The organism is Bacteroides thetaiotaomicron VPI-5482, assembly GCF_000011065.1.
Taxonomy (GTDB): domain Bacteria; phylum Bacteroidota; class Bacteroidia; order Bacteroidales; family Bacteroidaceae; genus Bacteroides; species Bacteroides thetaiotaomicron.
Genome location: NC_004663.1, coordinates 2,226,366 through 2,246,662, shown reverse-complemented (window position 1 = coordinate 2,246,662; position 20,297 = coordinate 2,226,366). Strand labels below are relative to the sequence as shown.

Below are 20,297 nucleotides of genomic sequence, written 5' to 3'. Positions count from 1 at the left end.
TGAAGCATGGAAAGACTGCGTAAACAACAATTGCTGGAGCAGAGCATTTATGGGGCTATCTGGACAGTTATTTTTCTTCTCCCACTGATAGGCGGATACTTTGCCGTCAGTGGTGGACTCGAAAAAGAAGAAATCCGTGTAATTGTTCATGATTCATGGTTGAGCATCCTTCCTTTTTTCGTCTTGTTTTTGTTGAATAATTATGGATTAGTTCCATATTTCCTGTTTAAGAAAAAGTACTGGCAATATATTATTTCTTTGGCTTTTCTAATCTCTACTGCTTGTTGGGTTATTCCCGGTCCCTCTATGCAGCGTTTTCCAAAGGAATTCAGATATGGCGATCTACGCAAGGGTAAAGGAAAAAGTCAGAGAGACCTGATTATTAAGATGAGAGAGAAGGCTCGACAGGAAGAGTCTGTTCATTGGGAAGCGCCTCAGGCAAACGATCCGGTTTTGGAAAAACCGCAACGACCGGGCGGCTTCCCTAAACCGACTCCTTATCCCATTCCTCCCTTCACCATCCGTTACCTTATTCATTGTGTAATTGCCTTTTTGATGGTAGGATTTAATATTGCCGTCAAACTGTTTTTTAAATCCTTTCGTGATGAAGAAATGCTGAAAGAACTGGAGCATCAGCGTTTACAGTCGGAATTGCAGTATCTGAAGTATCAGATAAACCCGCATTTCTTTATGAATACGCTGAATAATATTCACGCTTTGGTCGATATCGATACGGGGAAGGCAAAGAGTACGATTGTGGAACTTTCTAAGCTCATGCGCTATGTGCTTTATGAGGCCAGTAATAAAACCATTCTGCTTTCGCGCGAGGTTCAGTTTTTGGAGAATTATGTTACTTTGATGAGTTTGCGCTATCCTGAGAAAGTTTCTATTGAAAAGAATTTCCCTCTCGAAGTGCCCGAAGTTCAAATTCCTCCTTTACTTTTTATTTCTTTTGTGGAGAATGCTTTTAAACATGGAGTGAGCTACAGGAAAGAGTCATTTGTTCATGTTGTGATGCAACTGGAAGAAGGAAACCGCCTTGCTTTCAGATGTACCAATAGCACGGGGACTTCGTCTGACGAGCAACATCACGGCATCGGTCTGGAGAATATACGCAAACGGTTGCGGTTGTTGTTTGGTAATGATTACACTCTCTCCATTACTGAGGAAGATGATAAATTTGATGTCTTACTTATTATACCTTTATTATAATGAAATGTATAGCGATTGATGATGAACCTTTGGCATTGAAGCAATTGACGGATTATATATCCCGTGTTCCTTTTCTATCTTTAGTCAAGTCCTGTCAGGATGCTTTTGAGGCGATGAAGGTATTGGCAGACGAAGAGATTGACCTGATATTTGTGGATATCAATATGCCCGATTTGAATGGACTGGATTTTATCCGCTCTTTAATCAGCCGTCCGATGGTGGTCTTTACTACAGCTTATTCTGAATATGCGGTAGACGGTTTCAAACTGGATGCTGTCGATTATTTATTGAAGCCGTTTGAATTTCAGGATTTGCTGAAAGCGGCGGATAAGGCACGAAAACAGTACGAATACCGAATGTTGGAACAGCAGGGAGAACTGGGAAATAGTTCGCAGATTAAAGGAGATTCCTTGTTTGTAAAGAGTGACTACAAAGTGGTGCGCATTGATGTGAAAAATATCCGGTATATTGAAGGGATGAGCGAATACGTGCGTATCTTTATAGAAGGAGAGGATAAACCGGTCATAACCCTTGCCAGCCTTCAAAAAATGGAGGAACGGCTTCCAACGTATTTTATGCGGGTACATCGTTCTTACATTGTCAATCTGCGTAAGATAACCGAAGTTTCCCGGCTTCGTATTATCTTTGATAGAAATACATATATTCCTGTTGGTGATAATTATAAGGAGAGATTTGCGGAGCATATCAGTAAGCTGAGTTTCTCTTAGAATGTTTTTTATAATTACATTTTGTTACGTCTTATAATTGAATGATATTATGCTTGTTTTGAAAAAAATGAATATTCACATTCTCTTTACACATTGGTTTTTATCTGATTTCCCATTTCTCACCGAGGAACACCCTCTTGGTTTTAAAGGAACGGCCCGTTGGTTTTAAACCCAAAATAGGTATTTATAACCATTTGATATTCAATTTCTTATAAAAGTAAGCGTCTATTTTATAAATATCTGTGATTTTTATTGACAGATAATGCAGACTTCATGATCTAAACGATTTTTATGTGTATGAAATATGTTTATATTTTGATTAAGATGTCTAGTTCTGTACAGCATTGAACAAATTTATCCCTATCTTTGTCTTCTTAATATTTAGAGAATAGAAAAACAAAGAATACTGGAGAAAGTAGTGGGTAAGGGAACGACTTTCTCCCTGAACGTATCTTTGAGTATTATTTAAATCAGTAGAAAATGGGGAATTTAATTTCGTTTATGAAGGAAGTAGCCGATGGGCTGCGGGAAAGTGGGAATTATGGGACCGCCCATATTTACAGGAGTAGCCTGAGTGCAATCCTTGCCTTTCATGGAAGTGATAAGCTTCCTTTCCGGAAAGTAAGTCAGGAGTTTCTTAAAAGTTTCGAATCGTATCTGCGTGGCAGGAACTGTAGCTGGAATACAGTTTCCACTTATATGCGTACGTTGCGTGCAGTGTATAACCGTGCGGTCGACCGCCATCTTGCGCCTTATGTGCCTCATCACTTCCGGTATGTCTATACAGGAACGCGCGCGGACAGGAAACGTGCGCTGGATAAGGAAGACATGGAGCGTCTGATGAAGGAACTTCCGAAACAGCTGTGTCAGGACAACAAGGAACTACAGCGTACTCGTGGTCTTTTCTTTTTAATGTTTTTACTTCGTGGGATTCCTTTTGTGGATCTTGCCTATCTGAAAAAGCATGATATCGATGGGAATGTAATGACTTACCGCCGTCGAAAAACCGGCAGGTTATTAACAGTGACTCTTGTGCCGGAAGCCATGAAGCTGATCAAGCGGTATATGAATACAGATCCTGCTTCTCCCTATCTTTTTTCGCTGATCACCAGTGGAGAGGGAACGGAAGCTGCTTACAAGGAATATCAGCTGGCATTGCGCAACTTTAATTATCAATTAATGATTTTGAAACAAGTTTTGGGACTGACATCTGAAGTAAGCTCGTACACTGCCCGTCATACCTGGGCTACGATGGCATACTATTGTGAGGTACATCCCGGTGTTATTTCGGAAGCGATGGGGCATTCTTCCATCACCGTGACGGAAACGTATCTGAAACCTTTCAAGAATAAGAAAATTGATGAAGCGAATGTAGCGGTTATTTCTTCCTTGAAGAAGGTCTATCGTGCAGGTAAGCTATTGAATTAGAGAGCTGTTACTTTGTAGGTAACGGGAAGAAAAGACGCTGCAAATATGGGCATATTTTGGAAAACATGCAAACAAAAATGATATTTTTTCTGATAAACTACTAAAAAAAGGAAACACACTGAACAAAACTGCGGATTTTTTGAGAAGAACACGGCCTGGTCTTTAATTTTTGCAAAAGATTTCCCTCCCCTCTGCCATCGTCTAAGAGCAGGGGTTAAAAATATTCTTTACTTATTTAATGAATGTAGCTCGCAGACGCCTCTGTCGGGGTGGAAAAGTATGCTTTCCCGTTACCTACAAAGTAACGGAATACTAAATAATAAGAACAGTATTAGAAAGGGATTCAAAATGCGAGATTATTTACTTTTTTATTTTTTTAAATTTATAAATTTAAAGTTTTTCAATTATGAACAAAAAGTTTTTAAGTGTGATCCTGTTTGGAGCCTTGATGACGGTTTCTACGGGCACTTTTGTCTCTTGTAAGGATTATGATGATGACATTAATAATCTACAGGAGCAAATTGATGGTCAGAAGAATGATCTGAACAGCAAAATTACTGCTGTAGAAAGCTCAATCAGCAGTTTGCAGACTGCTCAGAGTAGCTTGCAGAGCGAGATTGCTGCTGCTAAGGATGAGGCTTCAAAAGCTGCACTTGCCGCACAAGAAGCTGCAATTGCAACAGCAAAAGCTGAATTGGAAAAGGTAAAAGCAGAATTGCAAGCGGCCGATAAGGCTGATATGGCAACAGTAGACGGGAAGCTGGCTGAAATATCCGGTCGTATCCAAACACTGGAACAATTCAAAACTACCACTGAAACAACTTTGGCAGCTTTAAGCGCAGCAGATACTAACTTGCAAAAAAGCATCACTACTCTGCAAGCTGATGTTCTTGCAAATGCAGAACAAATTGGTAGGAATAAAGCTGCCATCGAAGCTCAAATCGCAGCTTTGGAAGCATACAAGGGAACAAATGATGATGCCATTGCAGGTTTGAAGGCTGACTTGGAAAAGTTGCAGGCTGGTGAACTGACAGAAGCAATGGTTGCAAAAATTGCAGCACAAGTAACTGAAGTCGTAGGTGCTAAATTGGAATTGATTTCTGCTGCATTCAGTAAAGCAGTCACTCATGTAGAGTTGTGCGACTACACCTTTGGTGGTGGAAACGAGGACCATATTATAGCAGGTGCATCTTCAAGAATGGATTTGCGTACTACTCTGGCTGTAGAAGACCGCGTGTTCGGTAAGGGTAGCACTGATGAAGTAGAAGCTAAAGCTTACACCATTGCTAACCAAAAGGAGTTTAAGAAAGGCGAAAGAGCATTCTTGACTGATTCTGTATTGATCCGTGTATCTCCGACCAATGCAACCTTAACCGAAGGACAGATTTCATTCGTAAATTCGGCTCTTGGCAATTTGGACAAACTTGTTACTGTAGAGAAAGTAGAACAATTCAAAGGGACAGTTACACGTGGTATCTCTGCTAATGGATTGTGGAAAGTTGTCTTCAAACTGAACAAGGAAAACTATACCGAAGAAAACTACCTGAAAGCAGCTAAGTTTGACTATAAGAACGGTACTGCTGAAGACAGACTTGTAAAGGAATTGAAGAACATCAGATATGCAGTAGCCGTTACTGACAAACCGGGTGATGTAGAACGTAATGTAACCAGTGGATATGATTTGTTCTTAGGCTCTGATTACGAACCTCAATATCAATTGACCTTCAAGGTTAATGATAAGAATGTCAGTGCTCTCCGTAACCGTTTCCAACAAGCAGAAGATCAAACATATGTTGCTGACGCCAACAAAAAATTGCTTTACGACTACAAATGGAACGTTGACAATGGTGAGCGTGTAGAAAAGGATGGTTCTTATGAGTCTATTATTGATGCTACCTACAGTTCTGGTACGTGGAGAGATCAAGATCTTTGGTGGAACGGTGACAATCGTAACACTAAGTCTTTCTTCTCTACAAAAGTAGGTGAAAAATTTACAGTAGAATTGGATGGGTATGATGACGACCAGATCAGTGGTATCTACGGTTTCTATGTAGTACTTGATGAGCAGCGTGCTGTAGAAAGTGCTCCATCTGAAATCAGAGCATGGAACTCTTATGAATCAGATATCAAGGGCTTGAATACTATTACTACTAACAGTAAGATTGAGATGTCTATCGATACAGAAAAAGCAGATGGTGACATCATCGGTTTCCGTGTGTATGCTGTAAATCATGACGGTTCATTGGTTGACCCGGATGGTAAAGCATTCTATGTAGCAGTAGGTGACATTGATGCAATGACTACTACGTTGAAGGCTGATTATATTCCTGTATGGGATGCTACGGCTGGCGACTACAAACGCGTCGTTGAGTTCGCTTTGGATGAGGAAATTCAGCAAATGCTTGTAGATAAATATAATGAGGGTTATAGTTACTCTAGCTTGGTGGTTGATAAAGATAATAACCCGACTGCAACTACCGCATTCATTCGTCGTTTCAATTTTGACAATGACAAGGTGATGAATATAACATTAAGTAATTCTTTATCTCAATACAAGGATAATGGTACTTACAAGATGTACTTTAACATCCTCAACAAGAAGAAGGTAGTTGTCAAGAAAGTTGCCATCGAAATCACCAAGAAGCTGCCTGAATTCCCAGCTGCATTCTCTGCTAAAGCTAACCAATTTGATGCTGAAGGTGCAAAAGTTGTTGAAGTAACAGATGCTACTTGGAACTCTAACCCAGTTCACAATTTAGGTACAGCATTCAATGGCATCTCTGATCCTGACAATAGTATCATTGACCACAACTACACATTTACTTGTTCGGAAAAGAAGATTGTATTCAACTCAACTCTGAATGATAACAGATATGGATTCAAACTTGATGTAAATGATAAGGATGCAGCAGCAGATCTCTTTGCTGATAAGTCTGCAGGAAAGATCTACGACATCAACGTATCTTATATTTATAATAATGTATCTTCCGAGTCAGTTGACAATTCTTATACTGTAAAAGCTCCGGCAGCTAAGAATTTCAAATTGAGATTAGTATGTGGTGAAGGATTTACTTCTGAATGGAAAAACTTCGATGATAAGAAGAATCCAATTAAACAGGTATTGAAATATACGGATCGAGAAACGAAAGTTAAGCTTGCTGACATCTTGAAGTTTAAGAAAGGTGGTGTAGATTATACATCCACATTCTCTGCTGACAACATCAAAGAATGCCACTTAGCTTCTAACAGTGTAGACGATGAATACTTCACAGTAACATTTGATGCTGTAAATCAGGAATTTGTATTCACATCAAAACAGAGCGCTAACCCGCCGACTAGTGATGTAACTGCAACTCTGAAGTTTACTATGGTAGATAGCTTTGGACATGAAAATGCAGAAGAATATCCGTATTTCACTATTAAAGAAAAATAAGAGAAAACAGTTGAATGGTGGTATTTGTGAAAGTAGGCCATTCCTTTATAATCTTAACAGATCCCTTATATTTCCCTTAGTTACTACTTTTATGTAACATTCCCCACTAATTAAGGAGATGGTTAAGAATACAGAAGTCTGGACTTGTGAAAGTATAGCTTCTTATAATAATGAAGGACGTTCCATTGTATTCCCATGGAACGTCCTTTTTAATTTTTGAAATAATAGCGAATATGATGAATAAAAATATAATTCTATTGGTATTCCTCTTTATAAGTTCTTCCACTCTCTTTGCTCAACAAACTGGTAGTACGAATGAACGATCTCGTGTGAAAGAGGAAGGAAAAACTGTATTCAACCCGCATTGGTTTTTGTCAGTGCAGGGTGGGGCTGCTTATACCTTGGGTGAGGCTGATTTTGGAGACTTGCTCTCACCATCAGTTGCAGTAGCTCTTGGTTATAAGTTTACTCCTTTGTTTGGTCTCCGTGCTGCAGCGAGTGGCTGGCAGGCTAAAGGAAGCTGGGTAAATCCGACCACCACTTACTCATATAAGTATTTGCAAGGTAGTATAGATGCCATGCTCGATCTGAGTAATTTGTGTTGTGGCTTTCATCCCAAACGATTTTTCAATGCTTATCTTTTTCTTGGAGTAGGCTTGAATGGTGCTTTTGATAATGACGAAGCTGTAGACTTGGATGCAAATGGCTATAAACTGCATCACCTGTGGACAGGTAAGAAACTTTTTGTTGCGGGCCGTGGAGGTCTAGGCGCAGACTTCCGGCTGAATAATCATATAGCCATTAACCTGGAAGTAAATGCCAATATGCTATCTGATAAGTTCAACTCCAAACAAGGTCGTAATGCTGACTGGCAGTTCAATGCTTTGGCTGGTCTTGCCTTTACATTTGGAAAGAGCTCTAAAAAGACAGCTCCGGTTTATTATGAGCAGGAACAACCGACTGTAACAACCGTAGTGGAGCAACCTGCTTCAGCGCCCATAGTGGAACAGCCGCAGCCTAAAGAAGAAAAGATCGCTAAAGAACCTTTGAAACAAAACGTCTTCTTTGCGTTGAACTCGGCACGTATTCAGACAGATCAACAATCTAAGATTGCTGCTCTAGTCGAATATATGGAGAAGAATCCCGCTGCCAAAGTGAATGTGACAGGTTATGCAGACAAGGAAACCGGTAATCCGGTAATTAATCTGAAACTGTCCGAAGCTCGTGCAAAGAATGTTGCCGAAGCATTGAAGGCAAAAGGTATTTCATCTGATCGGATTGCAATTGATTTTAAAGGCGATACAGTACAACCTTATTCCACTCCAAAGGAAAATCGTGTCAGTATCTGTATTGCAGAATAATATTTCCCCGTTCTTATGTGAGATGCAGTTTTTCCCTGTTAGCCTCTTCATAAGAGGAAATCTCACAGTAAGAATATATGGAAGCTGATGCTTGTGAAAGTGTGGACTTCTATATTCCCTTTTTCACTTGAATGTGAATAAATAGTTGAAAGTGTGGCAAATGAAAGTCCTGTGCTTGTGAAAGTATACCTTTTAATATTTGCCACCAAGAGGATGCCTCCTTTATTCCCCACAGGCATCCTCTTTTTTATTCATTCCTTTGGATCTTCAAAAGCTATCTTTATGATTGCTAAAGCATAGCTTTAAGTGGCCATGCGGGAGATGTTACGAACATTCTTTATGATATACAGAACAATAATATCGTTATATTTGTATGTCATTATTTCGGGCAATGGAAAGCGAAAGGCTCTGTTTCAAGAGGAATTTTGGGAAAAGGGAATAACTTCTTGGGAACCACCTTTTAAAGTATTATTTAAATCAATAGACGATGGGGAATTTAATTTCATTTATGAAGGGAGTAGCCGATGGGCTACGGGAAAGTGGGAATTATGGGACCGCCCATATTTACAGGAGTAGCTTGAATGCCTGGCTTGCATTCCATGGGAGTGATAATCTTCCTTTTCGGAGGATGCAGGATTTTCTTCTGGCTATAGATGCATATTCTGCTGCTTGTACGGATAAGCCAGTGGAACAGATAAAATCCGGATTCTCGGAATTACTAAAGAGATATATCGAGATGAATAATGACAATGTAATTGGTACTTATATTCAGACAGTTTACCGGTCATCACTATAATACGAAAAATATTCTTTTTCATTTCTATAACAAATAAGATATACGAATACAGAGATAATTAAATAAACAAGAGCTCAATCATAATAATCCTTCTCCTGATATCTTCCGGATTAATGCACTACTTCTTTATGAAGGGGATATCCATAAGACGAGAAACAAAGATGCGCCCTTGCGAAAGTCCGGATTTTTGTATTATTATGTTTCTAAGGACGTTCCTGTTCCCACATTTCCCCTTTTTCCCCAGGAACGTCCTTTTTTATCTGTTTTCCTTTTTGTTATTTTCCAATTACACGGATGTGAATACAGGTGTAAGTGTTCAGCCATAAAAGAAGCCTCAGAAGTAATTATTGACTTCTGAGGCTTTTTTATATAAAGGAGGAATTTCTTTTATTTAATTCCCAACTTTTTAGCTATATCTTTAGGAAGTGCATCTTTGTGTACCAGAATATTCATTGTTTTGTAAGCAACGAATGCTTTGGATGCATACCAGATACCTTTGTACTTACCACTTGTACCCCAAGAGTTCTTTACCATGAAGTATTCTTTTCCGTTCTGGTCTTTGGCGATACCGTAGATTACCATTCCGTGGTCATCTGTAGTTTCCCAGTTGTCGAAAGCAGTCTGGCGCATTTCCTGAGTGATTTCCATTTCCGGAAGCGGTTTGGAAGTCAGTTCTTTGCGTTTATCGGCAGCAGTCAGACCTGTCCAGCGAGCCATATCCGAGCCGGTAAGTTCTGCACCTTTAGCAGCATCCGGCATTACGGCAACACCGTCACGGGTGAAACCTTGTTCGCTGACGTCACTACCCCATGCAAATGTATATCCTTGCTTTACAGCGTTGTCCATTACAGCCATGAACTCGTCAAGCGGAAGATTGTAGGACAGACCATTACGCCAGTTGTCCTGAATCTCGATAGCGAATTGAGAATAGAAAGGATGGTGTGTATATGAAGTCAGTGATACATAATCTTCAGCTTTCAGTCCGAGTGATTCAGCGAAAGTCTTCGGAGTATATTCCTTGCCTTTGTAAGTGAAGTTCTCCGGGCACGCTCCCAAATAAGTATCGTAGATGGCGCTAAGGCCTTTCTTCCATACCGGAGTCAGTTTAGTGAGTTTACCTTTGGCGATCGCATTGATGTATCCTTCTGCAACAGCGTCCAGTTCATTGTGTACCGGCAGTGTATCACCATACATGATACCCGGCATTGCTTCTTGCGGAACCAGTCCATAATTCTTCATACAATAGATGATGTCATAGAAACTTCCGCCGGGAGAGAAAGAACTGTCGCCATGATAGCGTACATAGTTTGTTCCGCGGTCTTCCATTGTTTTGTGTACAACGAACATTTCCGAAAGGTCGTATTCGCCTTTACCCAAACGTAGTAGTTCTGATTCCAGGAATCCCAAAGCGGAGAAACTCCAGCAAGTGCTCGAACGATTCTGGTTCTTGATAGAAGTAATCGGATTTTCTTTCACTGTTGTGAAAACGAAGCCCTCTTCGGGTTTTGCGTCTTGTGCCATTGCGCTCAGGCTGAACAAGCCTAAGGCAGCGATAAGGATACTCTTTTTCATTCTGATGAAATTAATATTAAATTGTTTTGGTTACAAAGATATGGATTCCTTGGAGGAATTCCATATTCTTGCATAGATTTTGCATAAAAAAAGAGTAGAAAATGCTGTATCCCACCTTCTTTACTATACAAAAAGAGGAAAAGGCAATCGTATGTGATCACCTTTTCCTCTTTCTACATTTATTTTATTTTGATCCCGAGACTTTCTAAATCATCTAGAGTAACAGTATAATTCTCTCCGCTTTTCATCCGTTTCATTACTAACTGTCCGACTTGTTCGGCATCCCTTTTCTCCATGAAAGGTTTTTTACCGGAAATACTGGGTATGAAAGGCTGAAAAATCGTTATATGATTATTGTGAGATATTTGATAGCCGTATCCTCCGTTTACCTCAATCACTTCCATTGAAAAAGAAGAGGCAGAAGAATCTGTTTTAGAAAAAGATGTTTTGGAAAAAGACAGACAAGCGATTACTATCAATATTCCTGCAACAGAGCATCCGAGTATCTTTCTCTTAGTCATTCTCTTCCCATTCATATGGATGTAACTCCCATGTATCGTCATAATAATAGCTGCTGCTGCCTCCGGTAGTGATAATACCTCGTCTGCCGGTAGCGAAACAAACCGCTTTGATGCGTGAACTTCCTTCGAAAGGAGTGTAGTCAAAATCATCTTCCGTTTCACTGCTGCGCCATAAGTCTTTAGCAGGATCGTATATCCAGTAATTACTTCGGAAACTACCGGAGGCTGTTTGCCCTAAAGTGATGTATGCCTGATCGTCTATGACAAAAGCACAGCCGTAGGTACGGGTGATTGATTTGTAATCGTCATCGTAATCGTCACTGCTCTGGTCTGTAATGTCCCGGAGACGTACCCATTTGTTCTCTTCACTTTTGCTGGGATCGAACTTCCAGAAGTCATCGACATCCTTACCATTATTTGTTCCTCCGACAATGTAGGCGACATTATCGATAATAAAGGAGAGTCCGCCGGTTCTTTTCTGACCGCCGAATCCGTTGACGATAGTCCATTGGTTGCCGGAAGCGGCTGTCGGATCAAAGCGGTAAAAGTCCTTGGTCTGTTTATCATCTTTAGACTGACCGGTGCCTACATAACCGTAATTACCGATAGCGAAGGCTATGGCGTTGATCCGGGCATCTCCGGGGTAGTCATCCATCTGTTTCCAGGTGTCCGTTGCCGGTTCATATTCCCACGTATCTTTTAAATATGCATATCCTCCGGTATGTAATGGATCGTCGTCTCTGTATACGGTATATCCCGTAGTCACATATCCTTTGGAGTTGATCGCAAATCCGACAGCCCCGTTCCGGGCCGCCGCCTCTTCGGGAAGGTCGGCACATTGCGTCCACCAGTCGTTATCAATATTATATTCCCAACAGTCTCTTTCCCGTTGGTCTTTTCCCCGATATCCACCGCACAAATATCCCCGGTTATCTATCACAAATCCGGCTGCGTCCTCTCTTGCCCTTCCATCGAAATCAGAACGGCGATACCACACACCTAATGTGTCGTCATCATCATCTGAACATGAGAACATGGATAGCATAGCTATTGACACTAATAACAGTTGTAGTTTTTTCATTATTTCCATTCGTTTTATTACGTTTTAAACTTGGGGCAAATGTAGTTATCAATGCGGTTGAAGAAAAAAGATATCGACAAATAGCCCTATTTTCTCTATCGAACAAAACCGAGTCTATAAATAGCGGGAAATAGTCGATTAATTTTGGGGATGCTTTCCTAAAGGGGTTCCTTTGCAACTCAAAAATAATATTCATTATGAGACTATTCATTACACTTTTTTATTCATTACTCTTATTTTGTACAATATTCTCCTGTAGGGATGAATCTTCTTCCATTGGAAGTAAATGGGTAGAGAGTTCTTTTATAAATGTAGTGACAGATACATGTATGGTGACTCTGAGCACATTATTAGCCGATTCTCTGGCAACTTCGGGAGATACGATCTGTCAGATCGGGCGATTTAAGGATGATCTTTACGGAGAAATAAAAACTTCGTTTTATGCAGAATATCAAGTACCTTCTCATTCACTTAATGAGACTACTGACTATCAGTTTGACTCTATCACGTTCAAATGGTATACTTCCGGGGATTATCTGGGGGATACACTGGTCTATCATCGTATTGACTTATATAGTTTATCGCAAGGACTCTCTCTGGAAGATAACGGTTACCTGTTTAATAAGACCAACGTTAGCTATAATCAGAATAATCATCTTGGTTCTGTTTCTATACGTCCTACACCCGGCTATCGGAACGAGTTACATGAAACGCGCCTGCCTGACGAATGGGGAAAGAAGTGGTTTAATTTAATGCTGGAAGATGATGAATGTATGGAGTCTCAGGATCGTTTCCGGGCTTTCTTCAAAGGAATAGCTTTTATTCCCGATGAAAACGGGACGTGCATTAACGGCTTTCAGGTGAACGATTCGAGTTTTTGTATTACCCTTTATTATCATGAACTGAAAGAGAAGCCTACGGAACAGACCTTAGTGTTCAATGCCAGCACTTCACTGAACTACACCAAGGTGGAACATGACCGTACTAATACTCCTTTGGAGAATCTCAAGGCAGGAACAGATTATGAACTGCCTTCTTCCGAGAGCGAACATCAGGTGTATCTGCAAGGGCTGACCGGTATGTATATCAATGTCGAATTTCCCTATCTGAATAATCTGAATCAGACCGGAAGGCTTGTTTCCATTGAAAGTGCAGTACTCAAGCTATATCCTATCAAAGGTACGTATAACGGAAAGTATCCATTACCGAAATCGTTGTCTCTTTATACGGCAGACCAGAATAACGCCACTCAGAGTGTCATTACTGACATCTCGGGAAATACCGTACAAACGGGAAGCCTGGTGGAAGATAATGTCTATTATGAAGATACTCACTATTCGTTTGATATCACCTCGTTTATTCAGAATAATCTGGGGACAGCGGGGGAGAGCCGTGAGAAACTGCAAATATTCCTCTCTGACAATGCTTTTTATAATACCGTTCAGGGAGTGGTGCTGGGAGATAGCAAACACCCTGTGAATGACCATGATAATAATGTATCACTCACTATTTATTATAAGACATATACGAAATGAAAAGAAGAGTTTTATCTATCCTTATACTAGGTGCGAACTTATTGAATGTAGCTGCCCAAAATATGACGAGTTCTCCGGTTTCCATGTTCGGACTCGGTGAATTGTCCACCGGAGAAGGCGGAATTTATTCCGGTTTGGGTGGAGTCGGCATTGCATTGCGTGGAGAAAATGTGATTAATAGTGCCAATCCGGCTTCTTTAACGGGATTATTGCCGCAGTATTTCTTTTTCGATTTGGGTGTCAGCGGGTCTTATCTGAAATATTCACAGTCAGGAGCGAGCAATCATTCTCTGAATGGTAATCTTAATAATTTGGCTGTTGGATTCCGTATAGCCCCCCGTTGGTATGGAGCTATTTTTATGGCTCCTGTCAGTAGTGTAGGGTATGCCATCTCGCTCGATCAGGATGTGGCGGGTACGGACGGAAGTACGGTGACTTCACTTTTCCAAGGTGAGGGAGGGTTATCCAAAATGGGTATCAGCGTTGCGCACGAACTGTGGAAAGGGCTTTCACTGGGTGCAAACTTTTCTTATGTGGGAGGAAGTATTTCACAAACAGAAACTCAAGGGAGTGCAACAGAAAGTAATAGTTCGCATAAACATACGATTTATGCCGATTTCGGATTACAGTATACCTATAAGTTGGATCATTACCGTTCGGCGGTAGCAGGAGTCGTATATGGATATTCTCAAGACTTGATGCAGGATAATGATCATGTGGTGAGCAGTAGCAGTTCCAGCGGAAGCATTGAAGAAAAAGGAAAAAAGTATCGTACTTGTTTGCCGCAGTTTATCGGATTCGGAGCGTCTTATACTACGTTGCGCTGGATGGCTTCCATCGACTATAAATTTGTTGACTGGAGCCGGCTGGAGTCTTCGCATTCCAGTATAAGTTTTCGTAATCAACATCGTTTGATGTTGGGAGGCAGCTATACATTGGGGAACCCTTATAGTAAACCGGTACGCTTATTGCTTGGAGCAGGTATGGGCAACTCATATATTTCAGTGCATGATAAGACGACAACGAATTATTATCTGAGTACCGGACTTAATTTTGAGTTTCGTAGCCGCAGTACGCTTTCTTTAGGAGTGAAATATACAGATCAACTGAAGGTGAATTCGGGGAGATTTAAAGAGCAGAAACTTTCTTTTTTTCTGAATCTGACTTTCTCGGAAAAGACTTATAAGGCAAAATTGAAGTAACTGGCGGGGTGTTTTCTTTATCTGGCGGATAGGGAGAGCATTTATAATATAGAAAAGGGTACCCTCAGCGGTACCCTTTTCTATTATTTATTGCCTTTCGGTGTCACTACATAGTCTTCTTTTATAAACTCATCATAAACCCGTTTAGGATGATCGAATGCTGCGGTTCCATTCCTCTGTTCGTTGAAGTTTTCCCGGCGGAATTGTTTCAGCTTCAGGTTGTCTTCGGCATATTCTCTTAACTTCTTATGTTCACGTCCATAAAGTGAACTTTCAGTAACATCAGAATCAAGCAGGCTTTCTTTAGGAGTGATGGTGGGCAGGAGCACTTGTTCCAATAGTCCACGATAGGCACCGTTATATTCACACCAGACAAGATCGTTGGCAACGAATATACGATAGAAGTACTTTGACCATGCGGTTTTGATTTCGATGGATTGAGCGTAAATCTCAATCGTTGCTTCTGAACCATACGCTTGGTCACGGATCACGACGGTCGTCCGACCGCTGATTTCTTCCTTCACGGAAGTTTGCCATTTGTCAGAATGCAGGATTTCCTCAATGAGTTCCGGCAACTTTTCTTTAATTTCAAACTGTATTCTCATGGTGCTTGCCTGCGGGCAGGACTTTTTTTGAATTTCCTACTTAAAACAATTAAGCTAGCCTAAAGTTACATAGATTGAAGCAAAAAAACAAGATTTTGTTTGAATATTTACTATTTTTGCCAAACTATCTGCCTTTTTCGTTTGTTTTTATTATAATTATGCAACAAATAGCAAAAAAACAAGTTTATGCAGAATAAAGCCCGGAAGAATTATATTATTTATGTACTTATGCTCCTTCTGTTTGGAGGGTTGATTTATGTTGCTATTGAAGAGGGCGACAGGTTTTCACATCATGCTGCGAACACGTTAAACACGGTACAAGACGGGCCTTTTGCCATGTTTCTACAATTTATGCAAGATAATCTGCATCATCCGCTGACGACGTTACTTATTCAGATTATTGCCGTGTTGTTGATGGTGCGTCTTTTCGGTTATTTGTTTAGTCTTATCGGGCAGCCGGGGGTGATTGGAGAAATCGTAGCCGGTATTGTCTTGGGGCCTTCTGTTTTGGGGCTTTTTTTCCCGGAAGCTTTTCATTTCCTGTTCCCTGTCCATTCACTGACCAATCTTGAATTGCTGAGTCAGGTCGGACTGATCCTTTTCATGTTTGTTATCGGTATGGAACTGGACTTCAGTGTGCTGAAAAATAAGATAAATGAAACGCTGGTGATCAGTCATGCCGGTATTTTAGTACCTTTCTTTCTGGGTATCCTGTCTTCTTACTGGATTTACGAAACGTATGCCGCCGATCATACTCCCTTTCTGCCTTTTGCCTTGTTTATAGGCATCTCCATGAGTATTACCGCTTTCCCCGTGCTGGCGCGTATCATTCAGGAACGAAATATGACCAAAACTCCTTTGGGGACTCTTGCGATTGCTTCTGCTGCCAATGATGATGTGACTGCCTGGTGTTTGCTGGCTGTTGTTATTGCTATTTCAAAGGCAGGTAGCTTTGCCAGTGCTCTCTATTCTGTGGGATTGGCTGTAGCGTATATTGCAGTCATGTTTTTGGTTGTGCGTCCGTTTCTGAAAAAGGTGGGAGAGGTGTATGCCAATAAGGAGGCGATCAATAAAACGTTTGTGGCATTTATCCTGTTGATTCTGATCATTTCTTCCTGTCTGACAGAGATTATCGGTATTCATGCTTTGTTCGGAGCGTTTATGGCAGGAGTGGTGATGCCGTCGAATCTGGGTTTCCGAAAGGTGATGATGGAAAAGGTAGAAGACATTTCTTTGGTTTTCTTCCTACCGTTATTCTTTGCTTTCACAGGTTTGCGTACGGAGATAGGTCTGATCAATAGTCCGGAGTTGTGGATGGTGTGTTTGCTGCTGGTGACAGTGGCCATAGTCGGTAAGCTCGGTGGCTGTGCCATAGCTGCCCGTCTGGTGGGTGAGTCATGGAAGGATAGTCTGACAGTGGGTACCTTAATGAATACGCGCGGATTGATGGAGTTGGTGGCATTGAATATTGGTTACGAAATGGGAGTTCTTCCCCCGTCTATTTTCGTAATTTTGGTCATTATGGCGCTAGTTACAACCTTTATGACCACTCCGCTGCTACATTTAGTCGAACGTTTCTTTGTACATCGGGAAGAAAAGTTATCTTTGAAGCGCAAACTTATATTTTGTTTTGGTCGCCCGGAGTCCGGGCGCAGTCTGCTTTCCATTTATGATTTGTTATTCGGGAAGCAGTTGAAGAAAGAACATGTGATTGCAGCGCATTATACAGTGGGTACGGATTTGAATCCGTTGGATGCCCAGCATTATGAAAGCGAAAGCTTTGCTTTACTCAACCAAAGAGCTGTCGAACTGAATATTCAGGTGGACAATCACTATCGGGTGACGGATAAGCTGGTACAGGAGATGATTCATTTTATTCGCAAAGAGCATCCTGATATGTTGCTTTTAGGAGCCGGTAGCCATTACCGTCCCGAAATGCCGGGAACTCCGGGAGCTATTTTATGGCTGACGCTCTTCCGTGATAAGATTGATGACATAATGGAACAGGTGAAATGTCCTGTTGCCGTATTTGTGAATCGTAATTATCGGGAAGGAGCACTGGTTAGCTTTGTTCTGGGAGGAATGATTGATGTATTCCTACTTTCGTATCTGAATATAATGTTGCAAAACGGTCATTCGGTGCGCCTTTTCCTTTTTGAAACGGACGATGAAGAGTTTCATCAGTGCATAGATGACTTGTTGGCTCATTATGCTGATCAGATAGTAGTGGTATGGTTTGCAGGAGTAGAAGAATTAGTAACCAAAGAGAGAGATGGATTGCTGGTAATGAGCCATCTTTCCTATACAAAATTATCCGAGGATGAGCTTGTGATGCGGGAATTGTCATCATTGCTGGTTATTCGTCGGAATAAGAATAAGGGAGAAAAAAATGAAAGACTTGAAATTGGATGAACATACGGGGTTAGTACTTGAAGGAGGCGGAATGCGGGGAGTATTCACTTGTGGGGTACTTGACTATTTAATGGATCATGATATTCGTTTTCCTTATGCGATCGGGGTATCGGCAGGAGCCTGTAACGGCTTGTCGTATGCATCCCGTCAGCGTGGTCGTGCCAAGTTCAGTAATATTGACCTGCTGGAGAAATACAATTATATCGGCCTGAAACATCTGCTCAGGAAGCGTAACATTCTCGACTTTGATTTACTTTTCAACGAATTTCCCGAACATATTCTTCCTTATGATTATGATACATACTTTGCTTCTCCCGAACGTTTCGTGATGGTAACCACGAATTGTATGACAGGAGAAGCCAACTATTTTGAAGAGAAACGGGATAAAAGCCGTGTGATTGATATTGTCCGGGCATCCAGTAGCCTGCCTTTTGTTTGTCCTGTCACTTATGTGGATGGTGTTCCGATGCTTGATGGGGGCATTGTAGACTCTATTCCCTTGCAGAGAGCTATTGCGGACGGTTACACCCGTAATGTGGTTATACTTACCCGTAATCGTGGTTACCGGAAAGACACGAAAGATATCCGTATTCCATCGTTTGTGTACCGGAAATATCCGAAGTTGCGTGAAGCATTGAGTCGTCGGTGTGCAGTTTACAATGAACAGCTGGAAATGGTGGAACAGATGGAAGATGAAGGAAAGATCATCGTTATCCGTCCGCAGAAACCGGTGATGGTGGACCGGATTGAACGGGATGTACAGAAACTGACGGAATTTTATGAGGAAGGATACGACTGCGCAAGAAATCTGTTTGAATTTTAAGTAAATAATGTGAATCAGCAGTTGAACCAAAACCGTACGATTTGTAATCAGATGTATGAAAGAAGCATGGAGGACTTGACAAACCGCTTTTTATGTTGTATATTTGTAAATAGAAACCGGAAGAAAATTCAATAACATTGATAATATAGACGAAAAATGAGCGATAATAAGTATTATATAATAACAGATTGCAGGCATTCCCACTTCGGGTAATGCTTGTCAGATAATCTGGTACAAGCTAAGGGCTGCGATTCTTTATGGGAATTGCGGCCCTTTTTGTTGCCTAAAATTGATATTTCTTGCAGCAAGTTCGAAATTCGAGTTTATAATAAACTTGGGGGACGTTTATAATAAACGGTGAAAGAATTTATTAATAAATGATCGGGAGTTACTGCATAATCAGTCAATGTCTTTCGTACAGATGTTGGTGCTGATGTTGAAAAGTTCTGTATCTTCTAAGTAAATCGATGAATTATCGCTACACTACTTCCTTTCTCTTTTTGTGTCATTGAACTGAGTTCCTTACGAGGTCAGGAGAAGAATAATCTTCGGACTTAATTCTTAGTTTCGCTTTATTAGCTATTAATGCGAATCGGCGGTTGATTCAAATCTGAATCGAAAACGAACAAAATCCAACTACTGATTCGCATAAATAATAAATGCCCTGTTTGGCTGATAGTCTGCACGAAGAATGCGGACTATATCTGTGATATTTATATATTTCTGTATAATATTTCTACGAATACTCTTCTTTTTCTTCAATTAATTCGATTTTAAGTCATTATTAATTCGTTTTTGTGGTATTTATTAAGGGATGCCCCTTTACTTTGCTGAAAAATATTTTTTGGCAGACGTAATAACATAACATGAAAAATAAAAGAATAACATGGTAAAAAGGTTTGATTGGTTGTTGGTGTGTTTATTGTTTTCAATAGGGGTGATGGCACAATCCGGTGGGAAACAGTATAATTCTTACAAAGGATTGGTCATGGCAGGTTATCAGGGGTGGTTCAACACCCCTGGTGACGGCTCGGGCCGTGGTTGGCATCATTATAATGGACGTAATGGTTTTCGTCCGGGGTCATGCTCGGTAGACCTTTGGCCTGAAGTGTCGGAGTATAAGAAACTCTATAAGACTGAGTTTTCCTTTGCTGACGGTAAACCGGCTTATGTTTTTTCTTCTCATGATGAATCTACGGTTGATGTACATTTTAAATGGATGCAGGAGTATGGACTGGACGGAGTATTTATGCAGCGTTTTATTACGGAGATACGGAACGAAAGCGGATTGAAACACTTTAATAAAGTACTGAATTCAGCGATGAAATTTGCCAATAAATACGAACGGGCTATCTGTGTGATGTACGACCTGAGCGGCATGCAACCGGGAGAAGAGCAGTTGTTGCTGAAAGACATAGCAGAAATAGCAGAACGCTATTCTTTAAAAGACCATGCAAAGAACCCCTCTTATCTGTATCACAATGGTAAACCGCTGGTTACGGTTTGGGGAGTCGGATTTAATGATAATCGTCGCTATGGGCTGAAAGAAGCCGCTCATATTATTGACGGCTTGAAGTCACAGGGATTC

13 protein-coding genes and 1 pseudogene are annotated in these 20,297 nt (G+C 40.8%); 10 read left to right on the top strand and 4 right to left on the bottom strand.

The window, feature by feature from the left end; genetic code table 11:
• The first annotated feature begins 6 nt into the window (after nucleotides 1-6).
• The 6 genes and pseudogenes from BT_RS09095 to BT_RS24435 all read left to right on the top strand — a co-directional run.
• Entirely contained in the window at nucleotides 7-1,212 is a 1,206-nt protein-coding gene (locus tag BT_RS09095) for a sensor histidine kinase (RefSeq protein ID WP_011107986.1), read from the top strand.
• Nucleotides 1,212-1,940, top strand: coding sequence for a LytR/AlgR family response regulator transcription factor (locus BT_RS09090; RefSeq protein WP_011107985.1), 729 nt, complete (start codon nucleotides 1,212-1,214; stop codon nucleotides 1,938-1,940). The genes BT_RS09095 and BT_RS09090 overlap by 1 nt, the downstream gene beginning before the upstream one ends.
• A gap of 480 nt (nucleotides 1,941-2,420) precedes the next feature.
• Nucleotides 2,421-3,368, top strand: coding sequence for a tyrosine-type recombinase/integrase (locus BT_RS09085; RefSeq protein ID WP_011107984.1), 948 nt, complete (start codon nucleotides 2,421-2,423; stop codon nucleotides 3,366-3,368).
• 406 nt (nucleotides 3,369-3,774) lie between these two features.
• The gene (locus BT_RS09080; RefSeq protein ID WP_011107983.1) at nucleotides 3,775-6,801 is read left to right on the top strand and encodes a cell surface protein; all 3,027 of its coding nucleotides are present in this window, start codon (nucleotides 3,775-3,777) and stop codon (nucleotides 6,799-6,801) included.
• 233 nt (nucleotides 6,802-7,034) lie between these two features.
• The gene (locus BT_RS09075) at nucleotides 7,035-8,162 is read left to right on the top strand and encodes an OmpA family protein (protein ID WP_370448189.1); all 1,128 of its coding nucleotides are present in this window, start codon (nucleotides 7,035-7,037) and stop codon (nucleotides 8,160-8,162) included.
• A 487-nt stretch (nucleotides 8,163-8,649) separates the two neighbouring features.
• Nucleotides 8,650-8,823 (top strand): annotated as a pseudogene (locus BT_RS24435) (site-specific integrase); the annotation flags it as partial.
• 522 nt (nucleotides 8,824-9,345) lie between these two features.
• Here the strand turns inward: BT_RS24435 and BT_RS09065 are convergent.
• From BT_RS09065 to BT_RS09055, 3 genes are all read right to left on the bottom strand, one after another.
• Nucleotides 9,346-10,530, bottom strand: coding sequence for an aminopeptidase C (locus BT_RS09065; RefSeq protein WP_011107980.1), 1,185 nt, complete (start codon nucleotides 10,528-10,530; stop codon nucleotides 9,346-9,348).
• A gap of 179 nt (nucleotides 10,531-10,709) precedes the next feature.
• Entirely contained in the window at nucleotides 10,710-11,051 is a 342-nt protein-coding gene (locus BT_RS09060) for a DUF4907 domain-containing protein (RefSeq protein WP_011107979.1), read from the bottom strand.
• The gene (locus tag BT_RS09055) at nucleotides 11,044-12,132 is read right to left on the bottom strand and encodes a Kelch repeat-containing protein (RefSeq protein WP_062695911.1); all 1,089 of its coding nucleotides are present in this window, start codon (nucleotides 12,130-12,132) and stop codon (nucleotides 11,044-11,046) included. Before BT_RS09055 ends, BT_RS09060 begins: the two co-directional genes overlap by 8 nt.
• Nucleotides 12,133-12,329: 197 nt before the next feature.
• On the opposite strand from BT_RS09055, the gene BT_RS09050 reads away from it, so the two are divergent.
• Both BT_RS09050 and BT_RS09045 read left to right on the top strand, forming a co-directional pair.
• Nucleotides 12,330-13,667, top strand: coding sequence for a DUF4270 family protein (locus BT_RS09050; RefSeq protein ID WP_011107977.1), 1,338 nt, complete (start codon nucleotides 12,330-12,332; stop codon nucleotides 13,665-13,667).
• Nucleotides 13,664-14,869, top strand: coding sequence for a hypothetical protein (locus BT_RS09045; protein ID WP_011107976.1), 1,206 nt, complete (start codon nucleotides 13,664-13,666; stop codon nucleotides 14,867-14,869). Before BT_RS09050 ends, BT_RS09045 begins: the two co-directional genes overlap by 4 nt.
• 83 nt (nucleotides 14,870-14,952) lie before the next feature.
• On the opposite strand, the gene BT_RS09040 is transcribed toward BT_RS09045, so the two are convergent.
• Complete coding sequence (locus BT_RS09040; RefSeq protein WP_008763266.1) at nucleotides 14,953-15,474, bottom strand: hypothetical protein; 522 nt, start codon at nucleotides 15,472-15,474, stop codon at nucleotides 14,953-14,955.
• A 186-nt stretch (nucleotides 15,475-15,660) separates the two neighbouring features.
• On the opposite strand from BT_RS09040, the gene BT_RS09035 reads away from it, so the two are divergent.
• Both BT_RS09035 and BT_RS09030 read left to right on the top strand, forming a co-directional pair.
• The gene (locus BT_RS09035) at nucleotides 15,661-17,886 is read left to right on the top strand and encodes a cation:proton antiporter (protein WP_011107975.1); all 2,226 of its coding nucleotides are present in this window, start codon (nucleotides 15,661-15,663) and stop codon (nucleotides 17,884-17,886) included.
• Nucleotides 17,864-18,709, top strand: a complete 846-nt coding sequence (locus tag BT_RS09030) for a patatin-like phospholipase family protein (RefSeq protein WP_008767761.1) — start codon at nucleotides 17,864-17,866, stop codon at nucleotides 18,707-18,709. Before BT_RS09035 ends, BT_RS09030 begins: the two co-directional genes overlap by 23 nt.
• Nucleotides 18,710-20,297 lie beyond the last annotated feature (1,588 nt).